18 protein-coding genes are annotated in these 25,415 nt (G+C 55.8%); 15 read left to right on the top strand and 3 right to left on the bottom strand.

Annotated elements, in window-relative coordinates; genetic code table 11:
• Positions 1-214 precede the first annotated feature (214 nt).
• Entirely contained in the window at positions 215-1,831 is a 1,617-nt protein-coding gene (locus RVM24_RS08490) for a methyl-accepting chemotaxis protein (RefSeq protein WP_431475260.1), read from the top strand.
• A 24-nt stretch (positions 1,832-1,855) separates the two neighbouring features.
• Here RVM24_RS08490 and RVM24_RS08485 read toward each other — a convergent pair whose 3' ends face one another.
• A complete protein-coding gene (locus tag RVM24_RS08485) occupies positions 1,856-2,503 on the bottom strand; it encodes an MBL fold metallo-hydrolase (RefSeq protein ID WP_286921664.1) in 648 nt (215 codons plus the stop codon).
• A 59-nt stretch (positions 2,504-2,562) separates the two neighbouring features.
• Here RVM24_RS08485 and RVM24_RS08480 point away from each other — a divergent pair, with 59 nt between their 5' ends.
• From RVM24_RS08480 to RVM24_RS08465, 4 genes are read left to right on the top strand one after another with little or no spacing between them, the layout of a single operon-like run.
• Positions 2,563-3,345: a Wadjet anti-phage system protein JetD domain-containing protein gene (locus tag RVM24_RS08480; protein WP_061333113.1), complete on the top strand. Its 783-nt coding sequence runs from the start codon at positions 2,563-2,565 to the stop codon at positions 3,343-3,345.
• Positions 3,338-6,280, top strand: a complete 2,943-nt coding sequence (locus RVM24_RS08475; RefSeq protein WP_431475259.1) for a hypothetical protein — start codon at positions 3,338-3,340, stop codon at positions 6,278-6,280. Before RVM24_RS08480 ends, RVM24_RS08475 begins: the two co-directional genes overlap by 8 nt.
• Positions 6,273-7,682, top strand: coding sequence for a hypothetical protein (locus RVM24_RS08470; protein WP_374787767.1), 1,410 nt, complete (start codon positions 6,273-6,275; stop codon positions 7,680-7,682). Before RVM24_RS08475 ends, RVM24_RS08470 begins: the two co-directional genes overlap by 8 nt.
• 10 nt (positions 7,683-7,692) lie before the next feature.
• Positions 7,693-8,316 carry a condensin complex protein MksE gene (locus RVM24_RS08465; protein ID WP_374787768.1) on the top strand — a complete coding sequence of 208 codons (624 nt, stop codon included), beginning with the start codon at positions 7,693-7,695 and terminating at the stop codon, positions 8,314-8,316.
• A 6-nt stretch (positions 8,317-8,322) separates the two neighbouring features.
• On the opposite strand, the gene RVM24_RS08460 is transcribed toward RVM24_RS08465, so the two are convergent.
• Positions 8,323-10,167: a diguanylate cyclase domain-containing protein gene (locus RVM24_RS08460; protein WP_374787769.1), complete on the bottom strand. Its 1,845-nt coding sequence runs from the start codon at positions 10,165-10,167 to the stop codon at positions 8,323-8,325.
• A 214-nt stretch (positions 10,168-10,381) separates the two neighbouring features.
• Between RVM24_RS08460 and RVM24_RS08455 the strand changes: the two genes are divergently transcribed.
• Positions 10,382-11,413, top strand: a complete 1,032-nt coding sequence (locus RVM24_RS08455; protein WP_431475258.1) for a hypothetical protein — start codon at positions 10,382-10,384, stop codon at positions 11,411-11,413.
• 64 nt (positions 11,414-11,477) lie between these two features.
• Here RVM24_RS08455 and RVM24_RS08450 read toward each other — a convergent pair whose 3' ends face one another.
• Entirely contained in the window at positions 11,478-12,152 is a 675-nt protein-coding gene (locus tag RVM24_RS08450) for a spermidine synthase (RefSeq protein WP_431475257.1), read from the bottom strand.
• Between the two features lie 160 nt (positions 12,153-12,312).
• Here RVM24_RS08450 and RVM24_RS08445 point away from each other — a divergent pair, with 160 nt between their 5' ends.
• From RVM24_RS08445 to hsdR, 9 genes are all read left to right on the top strand, one after another.
• Positions 12,313-13,086, top strand: coding sequence for an SDR family oxidoreductase (locus RVM24_RS08445; RefSeq protein ID WP_431475397.1), 774 nt, complete (start codon positions 12,313-12,315; stop codon positions 13,084-13,086).
• A gap of 192 nt (positions 13,087-13,278) precedes the next feature.
• Positions 13,279-13,818: a PEP-CTERM sorting domain-containing protein gene (locus tag RVM24_RS08440; RefSeq protein WP_431475256.1), complete on the top strand. Its 540-nt coding sequence runs from the start codon at positions 13,279-13,281 to the stop codon at positions 13,816-13,818.
• Between the two features lie 288 nt (positions 13,819-14,106).
• Positions 14,107-15,771, top strand: coding sequence for a tetratricopeptide repeat protein (locus RVM24_RS08435; protein WP_431475255.1), 1,665 nt, complete (start codon positions 14,107-14,109; stop codon positions 15,769-15,771).
• 449 nt (positions 15,772-16,220) lie between these two features.
• On the top strand, positions 16,221-18,596 hold the full coding sequence (locus RVM24_RS08430; protein ID WP_431475396.1) for a DEAD/DEAH box helicase: 2,376 nt from the start codon (positions 16,221-16,223) through the stop codon (positions 18,594-18,596).
• Positions 18,597-18,657: 61 nt separating this feature from the next.
• Complete coding sequence (locus tag RVM24_RS08425) at positions 18,658-19,083, top strand: hypothetical protein (RefSeq protein ID WP_431475254.1); 426 nt, start codon at positions 18,658-18,660, stop codon at positions 19,081-19,083.
• 94 nt (positions 19,084-19,177) lie between these two features.
• Complete coding sequence (locus RVM24_RS08420; RefSeq protein WP_431475253.1) at positions 19,178-20,653, top strand: N-6 DNA methylase; 1,476 nt, start codon at positions 19,178-19,180, stop codon at positions 20,651-20,653.
• Complete coding sequence (locus RVM24_RS08415; RefSeq protein ID WP_431475252.1) at positions 20,650-21,960, top strand: restriction endonuclease subunit S; 1,311 nt, start codon at positions 20,650-20,652, stop codon at positions 21,958-21,960. The genes RVM24_RS08420 and RVM24_RS08415 overlap by 4 nt, the downstream gene beginning before the upstream one ends.
• A gap of 9 nt (positions 21,961-21,969) precedes the next feature.
• Positions 21,970-22,974 (top strand): virulence protein RhuM/Fic/DOC family protein, encoded by a 1,005-nt coding sequence (gene rhuM / locus RVM24_RS08410; RefSeq protein WP_286921677.1) that lies wholly within the window; start codon positions 21,970-21,972, stop codon positions 22,972-22,974.
• Entirely contained in the window at positions 22,971-25,373 is a 2,403-nt protein-coding gene (gene hsdR / locus RVM24_RS08405; protein ID WP_431475251.1) for an EcoAI/FtnUII family type I restriction enzme subunit R, read from the top strand. Before rhuM ends, hsdR begins: the two co-directional genes overlap by 4 nt.
• Positions 25,374-25,415: the final 42 nt, after the last annotated feature.

The raw sequence follows: 25,415 nt of genomic DNA, 5'->3' as shown, positions 1-25,415 counted from the left end.
TGTTTGTGAGTAATAAGCAGGTTTTGGGCCAGGTTGTTCTTGAGGTTCGGCAGTCTGTACTTGCGCGGAAATGTAAAACTTTGCAACGAGTGTCATAGGGATCGCATCGGGCTGATCTGGGTCATATAAAAATTGACGTATGTCTATAAAGTTATGCCCGAAACTGCCGTCATAACAGATGGTTGTTCAGTTGATCTTCCGCTGCCGGGGTACCATGAAAAAACAACACTCGATCCGTTTTCTGCTGCTTGCGGCCCTGGCCGTTGCGTTTTCCATCATTTTGGCGTTTACGGTTGTCTACAGCGCCCATTCGCAGCGCGCGCACCTTGAGGAATACAGCCACAAGTATGTGGATGGGCTGGCAAAATCCTACTTTGACGGACTCAACACCATGATGGTCACCGGTACCATCAACAACCGGCAGGTACTGCGTGATCGGGCGAAGGCTTCCGAGGATGTTCTGGATATTCGGGTGGTGCGCAGCGATCAACTGAATGCGATGTACGGCGCCGGCAATGCGGAGGAGAGACGTCGCGAACCTGAAGATCTTCGAGCATTGCGTGGCGAGCGGGTGGAGCTCTACTCGGCAAATGACCAGGGCCGGGTTTATACCCTGATTGAGCCGGTTATTGCCGAGGCAGACTATCAGGGGGTGAATTGCCTCGGCTGCCACCAGGCCCAGGAAGGGGAGATTCTCGGTGCCATCCGGGTGGACTATTCCCTGGCCCAGAGCGACGCCCGCCTGCAGCAGCAGTTGCTGGTGGGTGGTGGTGTTCAGGTGGTCATTTTCGTTGTGATTTTCTTCCTGACCGCGCTGGTCCTGGGGCGGCTGGTGTTTTCCCGGTTGCGCAGGCTCCATGACCGGATGGATGAAATATCCCGGAATTCGGATCTATCCATTGAGCTGGACGTTACCCGCAACGATGAAATCGGTTCACTGTCCCGCGCCTTTAACCGAATGGTGGCGAAGATTCGGGAGAGCATGCATACGGTGATGGACAACGCTGCCCAGGTTGAATCAGCGGCACGGACCATTGCCGGCAAGGCGGAAACCACGGAACGTGAAGTGCTTGCTCAACGTGACAACACCGACCAGGTGGCCAGTGCCACTACAGAGATGGCGGCATCCGCAGTTCAGGTGCGGGAGAACGCGGTGAATACCGCTCGCAAATCCGCAGACACAGCGAAGGCGGCGGAGACCGGTGAGCAGTTGGCCCACAACGCCGTGAAGGGTATTGAGACACTTAACACCGAGGTGCAGAGCGGTGCCCAGCGAATCGAACAGCTGGATCAGCGCACCACCGAGATGGCCACCCGTCTGGAGCTGATTTCCGAGATTGCAGACCAGACCAACCTGCTGGCACTGAACGCCGCCATTGAAGCCGCCCGTGCCGGTGAGCAGGGCCGTGGATTTGCCGTAGTGGCTGATGAAGTGCGCGCGCTGGCGTCCCGCACCCAGGCGTCCACGGAGGAGATTCGCCACACCATAGATGGCCTGAAGAAAGAGGTGGTGGATTGCGTGGGCACCATGCGCCATGCCTCTGAACTGGCGCAGCATCAGGTGGAGTCGATTCTGAAAGTGGAAACGGAATTGCAGACCATTGCGGCGGCGGTGCGCGAGATCACTGGCCTGAACGAAGAAATGGAAAGCGCGGCCAACGAACAGAGCGATGTGTCGGAATCCATCAATCACAACGTGATCGAAATCAGCCGTTCGGCGGAGCAAACCTCCAGCGACGCCCAGGAAACCGCCCGCATTGCCGGTGACCTCCTGGCTATGGCCGAAACTCTGCGTAAGACCATCGAGCAGTTCCGGTTGTCACAACACTGATTCCGGCCGCTGGCACCGGGGCGCTCAGCCCCGGTGATCCGACACGAAAGGGTTGGTAGCCCGTTCCTGGCCGAAAGTGGACATAGGGCCGTGGCCGCAGATGAAGTTCACATCATCCCCCAGGGGGAACAGTTTTTCCCGGATGGAATGAATCAGAGTGTTGTAGTCGCCTTTCGGGAAATCCGTTCGGCCGATAGAGCCATTGAACAGCACGTCACCCACCTGGGCCAGCTTTGATCCACGATGGAAAAACACTACATGGCCCGGCGTGTGGCCCGGAGTGTGCAACACCTCCAGGGTTTCATTGCCAACGGTCACCGTATCCCCGTCCTCCAGCCAGCGGTTGGGCGTGAACACCTCCGGCGCCGGAAACCCGAACATCTGCGCCTGCATGGCCAGGCCCTGGATCCAGAAGTTATCTTCCTTATGGGGGCCTTCGATGGGCAGCCCTTCCGACTTTGCCAGCTCGGCGGTGCCGCCGGCGTGGTCAATGTGGGCGTGGGTGAGCAGAATTTTCTCCAGGGTAACGCCTTCGGCTTTCGCTGCTGCCCGAATGCGATCCAGATCCCCGCCCGGGTCTACGACCGCTGCTTTATGGGTTTCGGTACACCAGAGCAGGGTGCAGTTCTGTTCAAAGGGAGTGACGGGAATCACGCGGTACTTCAGGGACATAATCTGCCTCGGGTTGTAAACTTTCTGACAAGTTTACCAAGGCGACAACAGGTGAGCCATTGAACAACTACCTCGAGAAAATCCTTCAGGGCCAGGCCATTAACTACGAGGCCTTTCTGAAAAAGTTGCCGGATGTCCTGCGCCAGCGACATCGTGAGCTTTTTTCAACGGAAAAGGCGGGGCCGAACCGCTGGCGGGTAACCGTTCTGGATGAGGCTGCCTTTGAGGCGCTTCGGGAGCAGGCTGCAGCCCCGGTGAGCCGGGTAGATGCGGCGAGGAAGGGCGATTCCCACCGCCATGGCACCGAGGTGAGTTTCCTGCTGGTGTATCATCACGCCTTGACCGGCCACCGGCCGGACTCGGTAGTGATTGCCGGGGATTCGGTGGATATTGCTTATACGCCTGCATCCCGGGTGCTGGTGGTGGAAAACGAACGCAATTTTTATCATTACCGCCAGATGCTGGCCTTTACCGGGGAGTGCCTTGGCGAGCCCGTGGCTCTGAAAGATTGTGATGTAGTACTTGGCGGAGGTAACCGGATTACCCGCACGGCAGACCTGAACTGGCTGGCCGGTTACGATGAGGTGCTCTGCGCCTTTGATTACGATGCCGGCGGCCTGCAGATGTTTGCATCGGTGCGATCGGCGTTGGGCAACAAGGCCTGCTATCTGCAGCCGGCTGACTGGCAGCTCTGGCTGAGCCGCTTCCGCAAAACCCCGGACGCCACCGAAAGGTTTACAAAGGCCATCATGCTGGCGGAAGATCTGGGGTTTGTGTCGTTGGCGCAGGCTTTCCGGGCCACCGGCAAATTCATGGAACAGGAGATGATTCTGGATGAGTGATTCACAGGCGAGCGCGAGCACCTTTAACTTCGGCATTCGCCGCCTGGTGCTGGTGGATTCCGCCGGCTTCTGTTATGTGGAAATTCCGGTGGATAACCATGGCCTGATTCTGGGGCCGGGCAATCTGGGTAAATCCAGCCTTCTAAACAGCCTGCGCCTGTTCCTGTTGCCGGAAAACAACTTCAAGAACAGCCGCAAGAAATTCGCCTTCCGCAATGCCAGCGCGGGCAGCTTCTACACCAACGAAGAAAGCTACCAGCACTATTTCCCCAGCCAGTTCAGCTTTCTCATCATGGAAGCGGAGAACCCGGCGGGCACCCATTGCCAGATTCTATACCGGGACAACGCCAGCCAGCTCAGCTATGGCCGGGCCTTTGTGCCGGTGAGCTACGACCAGCTTCGGCCGCTGTTCTGGAATGGCGACGACGAAGACGGCATTGGCCAGGCGGTGCCGGAGCTGTCGTTTAGCCGGCTGTCGGAGGCCCTGAAAAAGCTGTCCAAAGACACCCGGCTGGTGAACGACCCCGCCAAGCTTAAATCCATGCTCTACAGCAGCGAACTGATGAACGCTGACGCCGTGCGTTATTCCGTCTTGCCCCTGGGGGAATCCGACGAGCGCCGGGTGCAGTCCCTGCGCACACTGATTTTGTTGCTGTTCGAGATGAAGGCCGACGACCAGGCCATGGCCAATGCCGTGGCCAGCATCATCGAAGCGGACAAGAAGTTCGCCGATGATGCCTTCGATTTCAACATCGACGACTTCCTGAATCGCCATGACCAACTGAAACAGCAGCAAAGCCAGCTCAACCGAATCGAGAAAGAGCGACCAAGGTTTGAGAAGCTGAACCGCGACTACCAGGCCTATCAGACTTTGCTGCGCAGCCAGCACGATTTTGCCGCCTTTCGGGACGGCGTGGCCAGTGCCCTGGCGGACATCGGCGCCAAACGGCGGGTGGCGCTAGACGCCTTTAACGAACAGAACGACACCCTGCGCCACGTGCTGAAAACCCTGAAAAAACTGGAACAGGAAGTCAGCGGACTGAAAGGCGAGATCCGCTCCGCTGACCGACGCATCAAGCAGGCGGAGCAGAGCCAGAAAGACGGCGAGCTGCTGGTTGCGCAATACGGCGAGATGACCCTGCAGGAAATCGAGGACATCCAGAAGGAAGAACTCGAGGGCAAACGTGGCCACCTGGCGGCCCTGAAAAGCGCCGCCCAGGCAGAGATTCGGCTGGAACAGATACAGCGCAAGAAGCTGGACCTGGAACGACAGCTGGAAAGTCTGAGAGACCGGGAAAGCAAGCAGCAGTGGCAGTTGCAGAACCAGCTGGACGAAGCCACCGCCGCGCCGCTTCGTGCTGTCGATCCCCGGTTGATGATGGCCAGTCCGGGTCAGGATCTGGATGCGGACAGCAAGTCCACTATTGAAGCCTTCGCGCGATTGTTCATACCCAACGATCAGGGTTTTGACTGGTTTGACGCCGAATACCAGAGCCAACCCGCTCGCCACACCAACTTTGCCGAACAGCGGCATCACATCGAAAGTGAACGAAACAGCCTTGAAAGAGAACGTTCAGAGCTTGCGGACACCGCCAATCAGGAACACGACCGGCCCCGGCTGATTGAGCGAACGGAAAAAGAAATCCGCGCTATTGAGAAAGACCTGGAAACGCTACAGCGCTATCCGGCGGCGGCCACTACCCTGAAAGACGCGACGGAGGAAAAGCTGGCGGCGGAAGAACAGCTCGCCAAACTGGATGAGCAAGCCCGCCTGGAACAGGAGAAACAGGACGCGGTGCAACAGAAGGCCGCCAAGGCCAAGGCCGAGAAAGACCGCATCGAGGAACGGGAGCGGGAGCTGGCGGGCCTGAGCCGTAGCGTAGGCACCGTTGAACACCGCTTCCCGCACCTGAAAGCGGTGGACGCGGAACAGCCACTGGCCATTGGGAAAGTCTCCGCTGCCGCCTTTGACGACCTGCAAACCCAGCTGGACGATCTGGAAGAACGGCGCCGCAACATACTCGATCACCTGCGCCAGTTCGTTTATCTGGGCATCCACGAGGACAGCGACGGCGAGTTGCAGAAAGATAGCCCAGCGTCGTCCATTATTCGTGAAACCTTCAAGAGCCTTGCGGACCTGTTCGCCGGTATGGCCGAGCGTTGGCAGGTATTGGAAGAGCAGATTGCCATCCACAACGAGACCGTGGCCAGCTACCGCCAGGCGTTGAAATCCAACCACGAACACATTGCGCGCTTTGAAGCCCAGCTCAATCGGGAGCTGGACGGCGTTCGCATCAACGACCTGGTGGAAATTCGGGTGGACATCCACACCGACCCGAAATTCCGCAACCTGGTGGAAGAAGCCAACAACATCGACCCGTACGGCAACCAGTTGCAGTCCGATGCCTTTTACGACCGACTGCGGGTATTCGTGGCGGACTTTTTCGGCGAGCAGGGCGGCAGCAAGCGCCTGACCATGGACAAGGTGATCACCGGCATTTCCTACCGCACCCGCAAGGAAAACGCCGCGAACCTGGACAAGAAAGGCCAGTCCACCTCCACCACCGCGCTGATCAACCTGGAACTGGTGTACCGGCTGCTCAAGCGGGTGCTGTACCCGGGTGTGCAGTTGTCGTTCCCCATGGTGCTGGATGAGCTGGCGAGCGTAGACATCAGTCAGATGCCGTCCCTGCTGGAACGCTTGCGCAGACAGGGCTTCAACCTGTTCTCCGCCGCCACTCACAGTGCCAGTGCCGAAGTGATCTACCTGATTGGTCGGCACCTGGAAGTGGGGCAGATGCGCACCGCGCGGCCATACAGCCCCCAGCGCACTCTGGTGTTCTGGGGCGGCGCCGAAGGCTTCACCGGCGGCGAACCGCTGAGCCACTGGGCGGACCAGACCCAGAACAGCCTGCTGGAGCCGGTGGATGAGTAAGCGCTTTAGCACCCTGGATACCACCCGGCTGCTGTTCGAGCACCCGAAGATCCTGTTCCGGATGATCGAACGCATGGACCGGAACGAAGCCCGCTACATTCGTGAAAGCGACCTGGTGGGCGAGGTGATGGACTATACCGGTAATCTGGGCAAGGCCGACCGGGAGCGGGTGCGGCTGGCCCTGAACACCGAGAACCTGTTCCGTAGCGGCCTGATCATAGACATCATCAAAGCCGACGGCGAGCGCCGGCTGGTGTTCCAGGACGCCCTGATCAACCTGATGCGCGCCTGTAACGCCTCGCTCTACCAGGAGCTGACCGACGCCCGCCTGCGGGGCCACCTGGTGACCCTGAGGGATGTGCGTAATCGTCTGGAAACCAGCAGTTTCAGTGAAGCAGACCCGAATTACACCGAACTGCGGGACGACCTGAACGAACGGGTGAGCCAGCTCATCGGCCTGTTGCGTCAGAACGTGCTGCGTATGCAAACCATCAGTGCCCAGCTGGCGGACTTGTCTGGTGATGCCAGCCGGGCACCGGAAAAGTACCTGGAGTTTCGCCAGAACCTGTTTGAGCAGATCGTGACCCTTTACGACCGGCACATCAAACCCACCCTGGTCTTCCTGAATCCGGACACCCGGCTGCCCGATGGCAGCAATTTATTCGAAACCCTGGAGGCTATGGTGCGGTTGCTGGAGACCAACGACAATCACAGCCTGGCTGACCAGATATTCCGCTCATCCCTCAGCCTGAATGCGCTCTATAAACCCATTCAGGCAGTGGCCCAGGAGGTGGAGCACTTCCTGCGCAAGACCCGCCGGGGCATGGCCCAGTACAATGCCATGGAGCACTTCTATGGCAAGCTGCGAGCGCTCAAGGGGGATACCGAAACCCTCAGCCTGCGCCGCAAGTGGCTGGAAGGTGGGGCGTTTGCCCGCAGCACCGGGTTCCTGGTGGGCCTGCGGGCACAACAGCGGCCGAAGCATTATGCCTTTGGCCAGTCGTCCAGCTACTACCAGCTGTTGTTCAGCGAACTGGACCTGCGCCTGACGGATTTGCGCCGCAAAGCGGAAGTGCCGGTACTGCAGGAAGTGGATGGCAGCGGTCGCCACAGCCGGATCGATGTTCAGCGCATCAACCAGCTTTACCAGTGGCTCGAAACGCTGGAGCTGCGGCCCACGGCAGACCTGGTGCGGGAGCTGCACGGCCGGCTGGATGGTTTCATTCCCGGCTACCGTTTTCCGGATTTGCTGGCAGCCCTGAACCGGCTGGTGAATTCGCCACCTGAGGGAATGCAGGTGGTCACCACCAACCGCTTCCGTACCCTTGAACAGGCACCGGACAGCGAGCAATTCGTCTACCGAAAACGCCGGCTTGAACCCGGCGTAACCGATATCAAATAAGAGCCAAGCCATGCCTGATCTTTCTGACATGACCGAGACGGAAAACAGCCTGAGCGCAGCGCCAGTCGGCAGCTTCGAGCAGATCCTGCCCGCCCACAGCACCGCCATTTACCGGGAGTTTCAGGCCGGCCGGGTGATCGTGCGGGATGTGTGGGACAACAACCGCTCGGAGCTGCGGGCCAATCCACTATACAACCTGCTGTACAACCACTTATCCCACTTCCGCACCTTTTACGAACACCTGGGCAGTGAGCTTGTATTCAACGAAACCGGCGCATTTTTCTTCCTGAAGGAGAGCAGTGACGACGAAAGTGAAGAGCACGATGAGAATGCGTTCAGGGTGCAGGTGGTGCTGTTGTTGATTGGGCGTTACTTTGCCCGCAGCGGGAGGGATCTGGATTACCTGGGGCGGCCAGACGCCGGCCTGAATGAGCAGGACCTTGAAGCTATGGCCGGAGACGACGAGTACCAGGACATTCTCCGGGCGGCCCGGTTCGAGAAAGGCCTCACTGAGGCCCTGGATTATCTGGAAAAGCGGAATCTGGTGTTCCGGGCTGGTGCCGGACGGTATTTTCTCAGCTCGGCAGGCCTGTATTTTCTCGGCCAGCTGGTGCAGGAATATGAGCAGGCCTGAGCGGTTTCAGGCGTAGGCCACGGCGTTACGGCCACTGGTTTTAACGCGATACATGGCGGCGTCCGCCTGTTTCAGGAGGTCTTCGGCCGCCATGCCATCATCCGGATAGAGCGCAACGCCCACCGAGGCGCCTATCTGGATGTTGTGCTCCTGAATGTGGAAGGTTTCGTTAAGCACGGCGACGATTTTGTCGGCAATAGGCTTGGCGTCATCATCGCCATGTAACGGCCCGGTAATCACCACAAACTCGTCGCCGCCTCGCCGGCCCACCACATCGCTGCTGCGAATGCAGTGTTTCAGACGCTTGCCAACATTACGTAGCAGCTCGTCACCCACCTGATGGCCATAGTTATCATTCACTGGCTTGAACTTATCCAGATCCAGGAACATCAGGGCAAAATGGCTGTTGTCCCGGCGCGCCTGCTGAATGGCCTGCTCCAGGTGGTTCTCAAGCGCCACCCGGTTAGGCAGGCCGGTCAGTTCATCGTAATGGGCAAGCCGGATCATCTGTTTCTCGGCCTGTACCCGCTCCGTGATATTGCTGAAGGTCAGCACCAGTTGCCGGATCTGGCCATTTTTGTTTCTGACGGGTGACACCGTCATCAGGTTGGGAATGGTGAGGCCCTGATGGCCCTTCAGCCAGACCTCACCTTGCCAGGCGTTCACCGTGACCAGCTGTTTCCGAATCTCCTCCAGAACAACACCTTTTCCTTTCTGACAGTCCAGAAAGTCTGTCAGTGGCTTGCGATGTAACGCTCTGTTTGCTTCACCGGTAATGTCGGAAAAAGCAGGGTTGGCCCGAACGATCATAAAGTTTGCATCGGTGATCAGAATCGCCTCATGAGTGTGTTCGAACACCTGGTAGGCCAGCCGCAGCTCTTCGGTGGAACGGGCGATCTGAGACGTTTGCTTTACCATCGCGCCGACAATCGGTTTCAGTGACCTCCAGACCAGCAACCCCGCCAGCGCAGAGAGCATAAGGATAGCCAGAATACTGATCATGATATCAACGATAACGTCGGCGAAAACCCGTGAGGTTCGGGTGTACATATGCAGTTCCCAGCCATAACCCGCCAGTGGCCGGTGGAACGTGAGCACTCTGGAACCATCGTCAAGCCTTGCCCGGAAAGCACCGGAGCGGTCTCGGGTGGACACTCCCTGCCTGACAGCCAGGCAGCCCCCAGGGGCCGTCAGCTCGATCTGATCCGTCTGTGGGTTCAGGATAACGCGCTTGGTTCTCTGGTTGTCGAGCAGACAAAGTGATGAATCCGGCTGACCCTGGAAGACCCGCGTCAGAGAGTCCGGCGAGAACAGAAGCTGGTCATAACCTACCACCCGTCCTTCGGCTAGTATTGGGCTTGCTGCCTGCAGCAGCGGGCCGCTGGTTTCGCCGGACACCAGCGCGAATGCATTGATGTCCAGGGTATCGGAGAGAGGGATATCCGCAGGTAGATCATTGGCCCAGGGCCCGACCCTGACCAGTTCGTTGCCGGCAGCGTCGTATCGGATTAATACGGCAAGGTCTTCTATGATTCGGGCTGCGTCTTGCAGTCTCGGGCGGGAAAACGTGTGCACAACACCGGCCGAAACCTCACCTTTGGCGTATTGGCCCAGCACCTTTGCCAGTTCTGACCGGCTGGCGGTCTGGCGGGCCAGGTCCTGGTGCTGATCAAAAACAGCTCTGACGTTCTCTGCTTTCGCGTCTGCAACGCCCCCAGCTGTCTGTGCCGCCTGGGTGTGAATCTGGTTGATCAGTGGAGCAGAAACCACTGCGGCAATAATGATGCCCGTCATAACCACGGCAACAATGGCGGTGGTGATGATGCGGCGTTTCTGCTCAAAAATATCCATCAAGACGGGTCCGAAAAGCACTACCTGAGGCTATGGTATCCGTTTCTTGCAAACCGTAAAGCGGATTGCGGTACTTTTATGTAATTAACTGCTACGGGTCAAATGGCTTGCACTCTCCTGTGTTCCTTGAAGGGACAGCGGTTAGCGATGTATGACTCCTATGGTGCCGGCGTTCCGTGTAGACTAAAACCTTTCAGGTTGCCGGGAGTACTCGATGCAAGAGCCTGTGCTGTTCAGAACCCACCGTCGCCGGAGTGTGCTCTGGCTGGCACTGATTGCGCTGGCTGTTGCCGTGCTGGTGGCGGTTCGGTTTCAGCCGCAACCGGTGGAAGAGCGGCTGGTACGCCTGCATGCCCAGGATGTATTTGGCGCAGGTTCGACGGTGCTTGCCGAGCCACTGCCGGTGCAGGCCCTGCTGCTTGATTATCGGGACGACCGCCTGCTGTTGTTGAAGGCCCAGGCGGCGCTGCAGGTGTACCCGGAACACACCAGGTTTCTGATGGAGTTATTCGGGGAGGAACCCGAGTTCCAGGATGCCTTGAAAGCCCACGGTGAGTATCTGGTTCCCCCTGTGATTCACTTCTACCAGAACCCAGTTCGGTCCATCGAAGTAATGAATCGCGTGGCCGGAACCCGCCAAACCCTCACACCCGAACAGCGCGCCTGGTATGCCGTCAATTTTGCCAACAAGGAAGGGCAGGATTTCACCGGTCAGTTTGTGGTGGGCCCGGACGGGAATGTCGAGTGGATCTGGACCGATCGCATCACCGAAGGCGTTACCCAGTTCTTTACCAGCGGCATTCGCACCCTGGAATCCCGTTATCGCACCGATCAGCCCATTCGTGCCAGCGATGTGGGCTGGGCCGCCGTGGATGCCATTGTTATCGGCAGTGCGGTGAAGTTTCTGAAAGCGGGCAGGGCGGCAGCCACCACGGCGCGGGCTTCTACCGTCACTGCCCGTTCAGCGGCTTACAGCACCCGCCTTGCCCGGGCCGGGCGCATGGCCTCGGTTATGGTTGGTCATGCTAAATGGCCCGCCGTGGCTGCCCTGGCCTATGTGGCCGTTCGACACCCGTTGGTGCTGAACGACCTGTTCGCCGGCGCGGCCAAAGTACTCGGGGTGCCGCCCTGGATGGTGCAGGTGCCCGGTTGGTTCCTGATTCTGCTGCCGCTCCTGTTGCTGTTACGCTGGATTACGCGGGTTTGCCTGTGGTTCGTTCCCGCCAGGCGCTCCCGAGTGCAGTAATAAATTTTGGGGTCAGACCCCAAGACATTTGAAGCGGTGAAATGTTCTGGGGTCTGACCCCAAATTACCAGGCCAGCCAGATAGTGTGCCTGGCTCCCTTGCCGGGGCGCAGGGCGCGCACAACAACTGGCTCTACTGAGAAACCAGCCCGGCGCAGGCGTTCGGTGAAAGCGTGTTCCGGGCCGGCGGACCAGTAGGCCAGAATGCCGTCATTGCTCAGGGATTTCTGGGCAGCAGCAATGCCTTCGGGTGAGTAGATCCAGTTGTTTTCCTTGCGGGTAAGGCCTTCCGGGCCGTTATCGACATCCAGCAGAATGGCATCCCAGTTGCCATCACCCTGCTTCAGAAGTTCTGCTACATCGCCTATGTGTACCTGGGCTCGGGCATCGTTCAGCGGATAGCCGGCCGCCGAGCCCAGGGGCCCACGGTTCCATGTTTCAACTTCCGGGACCAGCTCCGCCACCGTCACCCGCGCTTTTTCACCGGTTGATGCCAATGCTGCCGCCAGGGTAAAACCCATCCCCAGCCCGCCAATCAGAATATTCGGCTCTGGCAGATGGCTCAGGCGTTCACAGGCCAGCGTGGCCAGGGCATCTTCAGAACCATGCAACCGGCTGTTCATCAGTTCACCAGGCGCCCCGGCGATCTTGATGGAAAACTCGTCATTTCGCTGCAGCAGGCGCAAGCGGGTTCCGTTGCCGGGGATGGTTGCGGTGCCAATTTCGTTGAAGCGGGCCATAGTTGGTTTCCGGGTAATGGGGCTGTAGGGCATTCTAACCTGTTGGGACAGGCTTCAGCCAAAACCGTATCCATCAATTCCTGCTACACTGCGGCAATCAAATCATCGGGGTCAGACCCCCGTGCATTTGGCCGCATCAAATGTCTTGGGGTCAGACCCCATTTTGGAGACTGAATTGGAACCAAAGCAAAAGGTGGTCCTGGTAACCGGCGGTGCAAAGGGCATTGGCCGGGGCATTGTGCTTCATCTGGTGAAAGCCGGATGGCAGGTGGTTTTCTGTGACACCGACGTAGGCGCTGGTGAGGCATTGGTTGCCAGCTACCCGCGTCACCTTCTTTTCGTGCATGCCGATGTTGCCAGCGAGCCGGCGGTTGCAGGGGTGATTGCCCAAGCTTTGGACTGGGCCGGAGGCCTTGATGCGGTTATTAATAACGCAGGCATCGCCGACCCGGATAACGGGCCGGTAGAAGAACTGAGCCTTGAGCAGTGGCAGCGCCGGCTGGATGTGAACCTGACCGGGCCATTTCTGGTGACCAAATACGCGGTTCCACATCTTCGGAAAGCTCAAGGTGCCATCGTTAATATGGCATCTACCCGGGCGCTGCAGTCTGAGCCGGATACCGAGGCCTATGCGGCTACCAAGGGCGGCCTCGTGGCCCTGACCCATGCATTGGCGGTGAGCCTTGGCCCGGACATTCGTGTGAATTGCATCAGCCCCGGCTGGATTGATACCCGGGACTGGCAGGGCAGCGCAGAAACCGCTCTGCCACTGCAAGCTTCAGATCACCGGCAACACCCGGCAGGCCGTGTGGGCACCCCGGAAGATATCGCGTCGCTGGTGGCTTACCTTATCTCGCCGGAGGCCGCATTCATCACCGGCCAGAACTTTGTGGTGGATGGCGGGATGACCCGGAAGATGATCTATGAGGATTGACTTGGGCAGCTCGCGATTAACTCGCGAAAGTTATCTGGAGTCTGTTGCTTTCGGCACTGGATGTCAGAATATTTTACAGTTTTTGCGCGTGCGATCCTGCTGACTTCCCGAAGCCTCGGCAATCCGTGCCATGGTTCAATAATTGCTTGGAATGCCTTTGATGGATTATAGGCAAATCGAGGGACTGAACGCGTGAAGAATCTACTGATAATTGTGCTTGCCTGTTTGGCGCCGGCCGCAAACGCCGCGCTAATCACCTACAGCTACGACCACCCCATCACGAACCCATATGAGAGTCATAATGCCACCGCGATCATCGAGGTTGATTCGGTGCTGCGTGGCCTGGTTTCTGTTCAGTTTACCAGTGACCCCATAACGTTCAGTTGGACTGGGCTTGTACCGTTGATGTATGACCAACCGATATCCGATACCGACGCCCTTTACGAGAACGGATTCGAACCCTTTGTGGTGGACAACTTCGAGTTTTTCCTTTTCCTCGACCTGTTTTACCTCGAGGCTGGCAAGGATATTTTTGACAACCTGCACCTAACCGCACCGTTTGAGGGTGCGCACGTCGGTAATCGGGACTCTGGGGACTACTACTGGCTGACTGGTCGCCTTAAGAAGATTGCGCCGGTCAAGGTCCCCGAGCCTTCCAGTCTATTGCTGTTGCTTGCGGGTTTGCTGGGGATAGTTGGATATCGATGGAGCCGGTCCACAGCTGCTAATTGAATGTCATCAAGAGTCAGTAAGATTAAAACTATAGAGGTCATTTGACTTGAGACAATGAATGCCTCCCCCCTCTTTATTTTAATTGTGTGAGCCCGTTAAACTGATCTGAAAGCCTTTTCAATGCTTGGAAAAGTCCGCTGAATCAATCAGTATTGAGGCTACAACAACAAGGTCGCAGGCTATGCTTTTGCATCAAATTCTGTGACCAATAATCGGTTACTCCGGAATATCGGCAATGTTCAGTTGTCTGCCGAGTAGAGAGTCGCTAGCAGTAGAGGGAGTTGTTTGGTGTTAGGGACCAACAAACACAGTGATGTCGGTCGAAAGTCGACCGAAACGACGACATCCTTACTGACTCAAGTCAACCAGCTTGTTACCCAGGGGTTGCGTCAGGCGGCTATCGACCTCCTTGAAGAAGCGATCTCCAACTCCCCTGATAGTACGTCTCTTCTCAGCGCACTGGGGCGGGTTTATCTTCTGGATCGCCAGCCGGAGAAGGCGGTTGTTTATTTGCGACGATCTCTCGCCAAAACTAACCCGGTCCCGAATCCCGTTACCCATGGCGATTACTCACCAGAAGCCTTTAGCGACGCAGACGCGGATTATATTGAAGAGTTAGCTGAAGATTCATCAAACGATGAATTTTCTCCGTTGGACGAAGTCAGAGCTGAGCCCGTGCAAGACGAGGCTCAGCATCGGGAGAGATCGGGCACACTCCACTTGAAGCGACAGCCCGAGAAACGAGACACGCCCGAAACACCTGATGATTCCGAACCTCAAATTACGATCATCAGAAGGGGGCGCGCGAAGAAAAATGATGCTGTTCCCGTTGATTTCCCTCATGCGGCTGAGGAAAACGAGCTCGATGAGTCTGGTAGAGCTGATTCGGATGCCGGTACGCCGGATTCAGACGTCCCTGAGGCAATTGAATCCCGATCAGAGGTAACGGATGAGGCTGCATCCGATGAGATCTCCGCTCCCAAACAGGCGGAAACGCCAGATCGTTCAGAAACCCAATTGGGTCTTTCCTTCGAAAGGGATGATGAGTCGGAAAGATCCGAAGATAGCCTTGAGTTGCCAGATGACGAAAACAATATTCTCGACATCGTCGATGTTGAGGCCGATTTCGAAGACGATATTGACGAAATTGATCCGGTTACTGAGGCGGTAGAAGACTACCCCTTGGATGACTTTGAGTCTGAGGATTTTGGCTGGGAAGACCTCGACGACTTCGAGGAAGAGGCGAGTCGTGAAAACACCGATGAAGACCTCACGCTTGAAGGTATCCCTAGAGAACAGAGAGCTCGACAGGCTGCCGTGGATGTCCTGGAACGAGTGGGATGGGATAGGGAGTATCTGCCACTGCTTGAATCGATCTTCGTGGAAAGTGGTTGGGGCGCAGCTCGTATAGCGATCGAAAACCAGATCGAACGAGGTGCAGTTCCAGAGCAGATTGTCTTGGCGAAAAAGGTCCGCTCGATCTGGTTCAGTAATGAATATCTCTGGACCACATTCCGAATGCGTTCCAACGCGCCGTTTATGCAGGCCGAGGCTGTTTACAAGAATTTCAGCTGGGCAGATGTGTTGAGGCTTATCCGTTGCTTCCCATCCATTCCAGATGAATTCGAAATTGAAGCTTTCATCGAGGAGCTCTTCGAAGAATGGTATTTCAATGACCGGTTGCGCCGCCACTTCCACGCATTTCTCAAGTACCTCCGGTATCGAATTGGTGCGAGTAGACGAACCCTCCCCGGTAATCTTGGTTTTTTCTTCAGCTTTCCACTCGAAGAAGAGTGGGGTGTGGATAGCCCGGAGCTGTTGAGTGAAATATCTACCATGAGGGGTGAACTCCGGGAGCTAGGTGCAGACAGCGGGTTCGCCATGCCGGGAATGGAGAACAAGTTTAAAGTTCTTCCGAAAGAAGCATTTGACGAAGATAAGGATAAAAAGTGAAGCAAGGTAGCAGTCGTCTTCTGCCCGTCAAAAACTGCTGGGTAAAAAAGGTATCGTCGACAGGCGAAGAAGTCGTGGGTCGTGTCGTTGACTCTGTAGATCGAGGCGATGATGTGATCATCACCGTCAAATGGCAGAAATCCGGCCAGGTTTCTGTTGAATCTTTGGATAACCTTCGGAGTGGTCTCAAGCCGCAGATGGAAGTACAGGACTTACCCAATTCGCGTGTCAGGGGGTCTCTCGGTGAGGGGGTAATTCAGCGAGTAAGAACAATCGGTGGAAAAGACCAGGCACTCGTCGACTTCCTTCAGTTGGGTCGTCAGGCGTGGCTGCCGTACGAGAACCTCCGACAGATAAAGGGTGCGAGACATCGCTTCATTCTCGGCGATACGGGGCCGGAGGACGGCGCCGAGCGTTTCAGGCTCAAATCGTTGGCGCATGCCCTGGAAATGTGGAATGAGAACACCGGCTCCCTGTCGAATCTGGAAATTGATCCACTGCCTCACCAGATCCACTTGGTTCACCACATCCTCGCATCTGGCCACCTGAATTGGCTGATTGCCGATGATGTAGGTCTCGGAAAAACGATTGAGACCGGTATGCTCCTCGCCGCTCTCAAACAAAGAGGACACCTCAAGCGGGTGCTGCTGGTTACTCCGGCAGGTTTGACCAAGCAGTGGCAGGAAGAACTCAACTACAAGTTCAAAATGGGGGAATTCCAGATTTACGGTGAGGACTTTATGATCAATGAGCCCCGCCACTGGAAGATGTTCGATTTCGTTATCGCTTCCATTGATCGCTTGAAGAGCCCCGAGAACCTGGAACAGATCCAGCAAGCTGGAAAGTGGGATATTGTCATTTTTGATGAAGCCCACCGACTGAGCCGGCGACAGTACGGAATGAAACTGGATGCATCCCAACGCTTTCAGCTGGCGGCGCATCTCCGCCGCAACACGGATGCTCTGATTCTATTGAGCGCTACGCCCCACCAGGGTATGCAGGACAAATTCCAGGCACTCCTGGAGTTGCTTCATCCGGAGCGCAAGGAAGAAATCACCACGCTGGCGCTAAACCCCGAAATCATCGGAGAGATGGTTTTCCGCAACAACAAAGCGGATGTAACGGATGCGGAGGGGAACTTCCTGTTTAAAGGTAAAACCACCACCTCATTACCGGTACATGTATCCGATGCTGCCAAGGAGTTTGATAAAAAACTCCAGGACTACCTGAAGAAGGGCTACGCAGCCGGCGCAGCGCTGGGATTCAAAGGCAACGCCATTGGCTTTGTTATGACGGTTTACCGTAAGCTGGCCGCCTCAAGCGTTGCGGCGATTCATCAGGCTCTGATCAATCGTAAGGCTCGACTTGAAGGAGAGATGCTCGATGGTATCAAGTTCGACGAGATAGAAAATCAGGATCAGCGCTTTTTCGGGGAGTGGGAAGAGCAGCTTTACACAGATGCCAAAGAGTTTTTCGAGGGAGAGCTCGAACTACTGGACGCACTTATCGCAGAAGCTCATGGCTTGCGTGGCGATGACAGAAAGCTTCAAGGATTTATCGATCGACTGATAACCGAAATCCTTGGCAGTAATCCTAACGAGAAGGTTCTGATCTTTACCGAGTACCGAACTACACAAGCCTATATCCGGGAAGCGCTGGAAACTCGCTTTGGCGATGGCAGTGTGGAGTTAATCAACGGCTCCATGCCGCATCCCCAGCGGCGAGATGCCATAGCCCGCTTTGAGGATACTGCTAATTTTCTTATCTCTACAGAGGCAGGCGGAGAGGGTATTAACCTCCAGCGAAAGTGTCACATCATGGTGAACTTTGACCTACCCTGGAACCCCATGCGCCTGGTTCAGCGCATTGGTCGTTTGTACCGGTACGGTCAAAAGAAGCGGGTAGTTGTCTTTAATCTTCATTCACCAGATACCGCTGATGAGCAGGTGATGGACTTAATGTACACCCGCATCGACCAGGTTGTAGACGATCTGGCTGGGGTAAGTACCGAATACAATGAACAGCTTCGCGACGACATTCTTGGCGAGCTGGCGGATTTGCTAGACGTTAATCAGATTCTTGAGCAGGCCACCGTTGAGGGTATCACTCGAACTCAGGAGCGAATTTCCGAGGCACTGGAAAGGGCGAAAGCGGCAACTGAGAAGCAACGAGAACTCTTCGAGCATGCTGCAGGCTTCGACCCGAATGAAACCGGCAGCAGCTTGAGGATTGACCACGAGCACGGCGTGGCGTTTGTAGTGGGTATGTTCAGCATTCTGGGCATAGAGGTTGTTGAGACAACCCATGAGGGGCGGCTTTTTCATATTCGGCTTTCGGAGGCAGTTCAGCATGAACTCGGCGTGGAGCGGAGCCGCTATGAAGTGACTCTGGATCGGGACCTGGTGGTCAACCGGCCAAACACGCACATGCTGGATCTGGATTCGTTTTTGATGCAGTACCTGCTCAGAAAGGCAAAGAGCTACGACTTTATGGGCCTGAGTGCAGTTATAGAGAATCACTCACTCAAGGGTGGAGCGCTGTTAACCAGTCTCCTCAGGTGGCAGAACGACCAGGGAAGCAGAATGCGGCAGGAATACACCGCCTATTGGGTCAAACCTAGCGGAGATGTGCAGACCAACCCAGATGCATTTGCTGAATGGTTAAAAACAACCGCTATCACTGGAACGCTCACGCCCGTCCGGGAAGAGAATCAGGCCCTGTTTAAGCAGGCAGAGTTAGCTGCGGACAAGAGGCTGGAGGCAGTGAGTAATATTCACTTGCACCCGGAGAATAACCAGTGGGTCGCCGGTGCCTGGTTGGTTTAAACCGAGAGAGCAGATTGGGTGAAATGAATAAAGAGTTGGGGTGTATTCGGTACCGGAGCTTATGATCATAGAAACTCTTCGAGCAGTTCACCTCAAGCACCGTCTTCACGAAGGCGATGTATCCGCACACACAAAATCTGCGCAAACCATTACCAGGGAATGGCAGGCGGCAGTCTGTAACGAGGGCGTGTTGAGTGAGGTAAGGGTTTCCAAAGCAAACAATGAGCGAATCGACGTGGTGGATCTGGGCACCAGGATTGCCTATGAACTCAAAGTTTCCGGCAAAAATACCCACCACGAGTTCTACAAAGATCTGGTGAAGGTGCTCACCTATAACGAGTATCAGGCCCCGGAGCAGCGCCTGACCAAGCTGGTATTCATCAGTGAAGAGGCTGGCATCCGGTCGCTCCAGGCGCGTTTAGATGTCCTGTTCCTGAAGATGCTCAAATCAAAGCATTCGCTGCACATCGAGCTTGTCGGTATCTGACCTGGAGTTGGGGCAGAAACGACCTTGGAAAAATCCCGCGAATCAAGCACTATCAGTCACCCCAATTGGATGCCAATTCTTAAACGGAAACTCAATGTTCGAACAAACCTTCAGAAATATCGATGATGTCCTCTGGAAAGAGGCCGGCTGCGCAACGGAGCTGGATTACACCGAGCAAACCTCCTGGATGCTGTTCCTCAAGTATATGGACGACCTGGAGTTCGAACGTTCACAGGAAGCCGAGCTGCGCGGCCAGTCCTACCAGTTCATTATTGGCGAAGACCACCGCTGGTCCAGGTGGGCCGCGCCCAGGAAAGCCGATGGCAGCTTTGACCATGACAATGCGCTCACCGGCGATGACCTGATCCAGTACGTCAACTTTGAACTGTTTCCCTACCTGCGGGGCTTTAAGGAGAGGGCTTCCAGAACGGACACCATCGAATACAAGATTGGTGAAATCTTTGGCGAGATTCGTAACAAGTTTGCCAGCGGCTACAGCTTGCGTGATGCGCTGGAGCTGATTGACTCCCTCAGCTTCGGCTCACAGGTGGAAAAGCACGAGCTGTCCCATTTGTATGAGGCCAAAATCCGCAACATGGGCAATGCAGGGCGAAATGGTGGTGAGTACTACACGCCACGGCCACTGATCCGCGCCATGATCAAAGTGATCAACCCCCGGATTGGCGAGCGCATCTACGATGCGGCAGCGGGATCTGCTGGGTTCCTGTGTGAAGCCCACGATTACCTCCGCTACGGCCCGGACGGGCAGGGGGATGATCGCCGGCTTTCTACAGCGGACCTGGAAACGCTCCAGACCCGTACCTTCTACGCCAAGGAAAAGAAAAGTCTGCCCTATGTGATCGGGATCATGAACATGATCCTGCACGGTGTCGAAACGCCCAATATCGTCCACACCAACAGTCTGACTGAAGACCTGTGTCAGATTCAGGAAAAGGACCGCTACGACGTTATCCTCGCCAACCCACCGTTTGGCGGCAAAGAGCGAAAGGAGATTCAGCAGAACTTCCCCATCAAGACCGGGGAAACGGCTTTCCTGTTCCTGCAGCACTTCATCAAATACCTGAAGGCAGACGGTCGTGCGGCGGTGGTGATCAAGAACACCTTCCTGTCGAACTCCGATAACGCCTCCAGAGCCCTGCGCAAGGAGCTGCTGGAAAGCTGCAACCTGCACACCATTCTGGATTGCCCTGGTGGTACCTTCCTTGGTGCCGGCGTGAAAACCGTGGTTCTGTTCTTCGAGAAGGGCGCACCCACGCATAACATCTGGTACTACCAGCTCGACCCCGGCCGCAGCCTAGGCAAAACCAACCCTCTGAATGATGACGATCTTAAAGACTTTGTTGCCCGGCAGGTGAATTTTGGGCCGTCCGACAATTCCTGGACCGTCAGCATCGACGATGTGGATACGGAAACCTTCGACCTATCTGTGAAAAACCCGAACAAAGCCGAGGAAGCACCACTCCGTGATCCGGAAGTGATCATCAATGAGATTGAGACGCTGGATAAGGAAAGCGAGGAAATTCTGGAAGGGATTCGGGGGATGTTATGAAACCTGATTGGACGACGGGTCAACTGGGGGACTTGTTCGAAATTGTTACCGGTGGAACGCCTTCAAAATCGAATAAAGAGATGTTTGGTGATTATATGCCATTGGTTAAGCCTCCAGAACTGAATGGGGCTGGCATCTGGTCGAGCCAGGATTGGTTGAGCGAGTCGGGTGCTGCAGCGTCAAGAGTTTTGCCGGTAGGCTCAGTTCTAGTTTCGTGCATCGGCAACCTTGGAAAAGTTGGCATATCGGAAGTCGAGCTTGCCACCAATCAGCAAATAAACTCTATCAAGCCAAATACGGATAGGGCTCTGCCGGAGTTTATATATCTTCTCGTTCAGTCCCCCGGCTTCAAGAAGAACCTCCATGATCTAGCGTCTGGAACAACCGTTCCGATAGTGAATAAGTCTAAGTTCCAAAGCATTCCTATCCATTTGCCCCCGATCTCAGAACAAAAGCGTATCGTCACTATCCTAGATGAAGCCTTCACGGGCATCGACGCGGCGATCGCCAACACCGAAAAGAACCTAGCCAATGCTCGGGAGTTATTCGAGAAATTTACTAGCGAAGTGATTTTTGGCGATCCTGAAAAACAAGGCTGGCAAAAAACGAATGTATCTGCGTGTGCTTTACCTGAGAAGGGGGCGATCAGAACTGGACCTTTCGGTAGTCAACTTCTGCACGGAGAGTTTGTAGACAGCGGTATCGCTGTTTTAGGCATCGACAATGCTGTCAATAACAGGTTCATGTGGGGAAAGAAGCGGTATATTTCTGAAGAAAAGTACGAGCAGCTCAAGCGATATACAGTGCGACCGGGAGATGTTCTCATAACGATTATGGGAACGTGTGGTAGATGCGCCATAGTACCAGAGGATGTACCTACAGCAATCAACACCAAGCATCTGTGTTGCATTTCCCTTGATAAAAACATCTGCCTCCCTGAATTCCTGCATGCTTACTTCCTTTATCATCCCGTTGCTAGGCAGTTTCTTGAGTCGAGGGCAAAGGGATCGATAATGGCGGGCCTGAATATGGGGATCATTAAAGAGCTTCCGGTCTGGTTGCCAGGTATCGACGAGCAGAGAAGGGTTGTTGCTAGGGTCGGTGAGTTATATAACGAGATATTGCGTCTGCAATCAGTGTATGAGCAAAAGTGTTCAGCGCTGATGGAGTTAAAACAGTCTTTGCTTCAGAAAGCCTTCTCCGGCGAACTAACAGACGAGCTTGTCGAGAGGCAAATGGATGAGGCCGTTGCATTAGTCAAGCCACCGGCCATGCAACGGATTTCAAGTGAAAACTCTCAAGGATAGAGAAATGGTATGACTGAAGAAAAAAGCACCCCCATCGTCATATACGAAAACGCCGATCATGCGGTCGAAGTGCGCCTGGATGCTGATCAGGAAACTCTGTGGTTAACTCAGGCGCAAATCGGGACTTTGTTTGGCGTAAAACCCCAGAACATCACCATGCACCTGAAGAATATCTATGCGGAGGGTGAGCTGTTGGAGGAGGCAACTTGTAAGGATTTCTTACAAGTTCAATCGGAGGGTGGTCGAGAGGTCAAGCGTAATCGGAAGCACTACAGTCTGGACGCGGTGATTTCCGTGGGCTATCGAATCAGTTCTGCCCGTGCTACCCAGTTCAGGATATGGGCCACTCGTATCCTGCGTGAGCACCTCACCCAGGGCTGGACCCTGAACCGCCAGCGCTTTGAAGAAAATGCCCAGGAACTGGAAGCGGCTCTGACTCTGGTTCGCAAGGCCGCCCAAAGTCCCGCGCTGGATACGGACAGCGGACGCGGCCTGGTGGACATTGTCAGCCGCTATGCCCAGACCTTTCTTCTTCTGCAGCGCTACGACGAGGGCCTGCTCACGGATCCACAGGCGCAGGCCGGCGGCACATTGCCGTCCCTGGAGGAAGCCCGGGCAGGTCTGGATAGCTTGAAGGGCGAGTTAATGGCCAGGGGCGAGGCTACTGAGTTGTTCGCCCGTGACCGGGGGGATGGCCTGGCTTCGCTGCTGGGCAATCTGGACCAGTCCGTCTTCGGAGAACCGGCTTACCCCAGTGTGGAGGCAAAGGCGGCACATTTGTTGTACTTTGTGATCAAGAACCACCCGTTCTCTGATGGCAACAAGCGAAGCGCGGCTTTTCTGTTTGTGGACTTTCTTCACCGTAACAGTCGGCTGTTTAACGCCCGTGGAGAGCCAGTGGTGAACGATGTAGGGCTTGCAGCGCTGACGCTGCTGGTGGCTGAGTCCGACCCTGCAAACAAAGACACCATGATCCGTCTGATCATGAACATGCTGGCCGAGGAGGGTGAGTGAGCCACACAGCACTCAATGAAGCTGAAACCCGCGCTGAACTGATCGACCCGGCACTGAAAAATGCCGGCTGGGGAGTCGTGGATGCGAGCCGTATTCGCCGGGAAGTGATTGCGCCGGGGCGGCTTCAGGGAGGCGGCCGGCGTGGCCAGTCGGATATTGCCGATTATGTACTGATCTACAAAGGTCAGAAGCTGGCGGTTATCGAAGCCAAGAAGCGCGCTCTGCCGGTGACCGAAGGACTGGCCCAGGCCAAACGCTATGCAGAGCGACTGCAGGCTCGTTTTGCCTACAGCACCAACGGTGACGGAATCTACCGCGTGGATCTGGCCACAGGTAAGGAAGGCCCGGTAGAGAGCTACCCTTCACCGGAAGAACTCTGGGCCGAGACGTTTGCGGACCATAATATCTGGCGTGAGCGCTTCGGTACCGTGCCGTTTGAAGACAAGGGTGGCTTCTGGGAGCCACGCTACTATCAGCATAACGCCATTACAAAGGCTCTGGAGGCCATTGCCGAAGGGCGCGACCGTGTGCTTCTGACCCTGGCCACTGGCACGGGCAAAACCGCCATTGCCTTTCAGATTACCTGGAAGCTGTTTCATGCCCGTTGGAGCCGGTCGGCCCAGATGTCTGGAGAACCCGGTCGCCGGCCACGCATTCTGTTTCTGGCAGACCGGAATATCCTGGCCAATCAGGCGTTCAATGATTTCTCTGCGTTCCCACAGGATGCGTTGGTTCGTATAGATCCCGAGACCATTCGCAAGAAGGGGCGTGTGCCAAAGAATGGCAGCATCTTCTTCACCATTTTCCAGACCTTCATGACCGGTCGGGATGAGAATGGCGACCCGGCACCGAATTTTGGCGACTACCCACCGGATTTCTTCGATTTCATCATCATCGACGAATGTCACCGGGGTGGTGCAAACGATGAAAGCAACTGGCGGGGTATTCTGGAGTATTTCAGCCCCGCGGTTCAGCTTGGTCTCACCGCAACACCCAAGCGTGATAACAACGCCGATACCTACGCCTACTTCGGTGAGCCGGTGTATGTCTATTCCCTGAAGGAAGGCATTAACGACGGCTACCTGACACCCTTCAAGGTCAAGCAGATTGCCACCACGCTGGATGATTACATCTACACCAGTGACGACGATGTGGTTGAAGGCGAGATCGAAGAGGGCAAGCGCTACACCGAACCCGATTTTAACCGGCTGATCGAGATTGAGGCGCGTGAGAAATACCGGACCCGTGTGTTTATGGACCAGATCGACCAGCGCGAGAAAACGATCGTGTTCTGTGCCACCCAGGAGCACGCATTGGCGATCCGGGATTTGATCAACCAGATGAAAACCAGCAAAGACCCTCATTACTGCGAGCGGGTCACCGCTGATGACGGGGCAGAGGGTGAGCGTTTCCTGAAGCAGTTCCAGGATAACGAGAAAACCATTCCAACCATCCTGACCACTTCTCAGAAGCTGTCCACGGGTGTCGATGCGCGGAATGTCCGGAACATCGTGTTGATGCGCCCGGTGAACTCAATGATTGAGTTTAAGCAGATTATCGGCCGGGGTACGCGCCTGTTCGACGGCAAGGATTACTTCACCATCTACGACTTCGTGCGTGCCCACGAGCACTTCAATGATCCGGAGTGGGATGGCGACCCGATCCCGCCAGAGCCATGCGAACAATGCGGCGAAACCCCGTGCAAATGCGCCGTCGAGCCACCCAAGCCTTGCCCGGTCTGTGATCAACGGCCCTGCATTTGTGAGAAAGAACCACCGGAACCCTGCCCGGAATGCGGCCAGAGCCCCTGTGTTTGCCAGAAGAAAAAGAAGGTGAAGGTCAAACTGGCGGATGGCAAGGAAAGAACGATTCAGCACATGAGCGCCACCAGCTTCTGGAGCCCGGATGGTAAGCCGATGTCCGCCGCCGAGTTTGTTCAGCGCCTTTACGGTGACTTGCCGGAATGGTTTGCCGACGAGGAAAGATTGCGTGAGATCTGGAGCAAGCCAGATACCCGCAAGAAGCTGCTGGAGGGGCTTGAAGAAAAAGGGTATGGCCTGGAGCAGCTGAGGGAGATCGGCAAGATGATTGAAGCCGAGAACAGCGATATCTATGACGTGTTGGCCTTTATTGCATTCAATATGCCTCCCATCAGCCGATCAGAGCGTGTGGCCGCTCACAAGGAGCAAATCTACAGCCAACATAATTATCAGCAGCACGAGTTTCTGGAGTTTGTGCTGGACCATTACGTCGCCAGAGGCGTGACGGAACTGGACCCGGATAAACTGCCGCAGCTGATTGAGCTGAAGTATCACAGTATTGGCGATGCCGTGCGTGAACTGGGGCCGGTGGGTAATATCCGGGAAGTGTTTGTAGGGTTCCAGAGGGAGCTTTATTAGCAGCCGAAAACCCGGCGGCGATATTGACGACAAGTGGCAATC

The organism is Marinobacter sp. KM021, from assembly GCF_050707965.1.
Taxonomy (GTDB): Bacteria; Pseudomonadota; Gammaproteobacteria; order Pseudomonadales; family Oleiphilaceae; genus Marinobacter; species Marinobacter shengliensis.
The sequence above is the reverse complement of the archived record's forward strand: the minus strand, read 5'-3'. Positions and strand labels throughout refer to the sequence as shown.

Excerpts from the sequence above, each read along its gene's own strand:
- RVM24_RS08415 (WP_431475252.1), top strand. The coding sequence starts at position 20,650 with ATGAAACCTGATTGGACGACGGGTCAACTGGGGGACTTGTTCGAAATT.
- RVM24_RS08465 (WP_374787768.1), top strand. The coding sequence starts at position 7,693 with ATGCCTGATCTTTCTGACATGACCGAGACGGAAAACAGCCTGAGCGCA.
- RVM24_RS08430 (WP_431475396.1), top strand. The coding sequence starts at position 16,221 with ATGTGGAATGAGAACACCGGCTCCCTGTCGAATCTGGAAATTGATCCA.
- RVM24_RS08460 (WP_374787769.1), bottom strand. The coding sequence starts at position 10,167 with ATGGATATTTTTGAGCAGAAACGCCGCATCATCACCACCGCCATTGTT.
- RVM24_RS08470 (WP_374787767.1), top strand. The coding sequence starts at position 6,273 with ATGAGTAAGCGCTTTAGCACCCTGGATACCACCCGGCTGCTGTTCGAG.
- RVM24_RS08490 (WP_431475260.1), top strand. The coding sequence starts at position 215 with ATGAAAAAACAACACTCGATCCGTTTTCTGCTGCTTGCGGCCCTGGCC.
- RVM24_RS08450 (WP_431475257.1), bottom strand. The coding sequence starts at position 12,152 with ATGGCCCGCTTCAACGAAATTGGCACCGCAACCATCCCCGGCAACGGA.
- RVM24_RS08485 (WP_286921664.1), bottom strand. The coding sequence starts at position 2,503 with ATGTCCCTGAAGTACCGCGTGATTCCCGTCACTCCCTTTGAACAGAAC.
- RVM24_RS08455 (WP_431475258.1), top strand. The coding sequence starts at position 10,382 with ATGCAAGAGCCTGTGCTGTTCAGAACCCACCGTCGCCGGAGTGTGCTC.
- rhuM (WP_286921677.1), top strand. The coding sequence starts at position 21,970 with ATGACTGAAGAAAAAAGCACCCCCATCGTCATATACGAAAACGCCGAT.
- RVM24_RS08420 (WP_431475253.1), top strand. The coding sequence starts at position 19,178 with ATGTTCGAACAAACCTTCAGAAATATCGATGATGTCCTCTGGAAAGAG.
- RVM24_RS08425 (WP_431475254.1), top strand. The coding sequence starts at position 18,658 with ATGATCATAGAAACTCTTCGAGCAGTTCACCTCAAGCACCGTCTTCAC.
- RVM24_RS08475 (WP_431475259.1), top strand. The coding sequence starts at position 3,338 with ATGAGTGATTCACAGGCGAGCGCGAGCACCTTTAACTTCGGCATTCGC.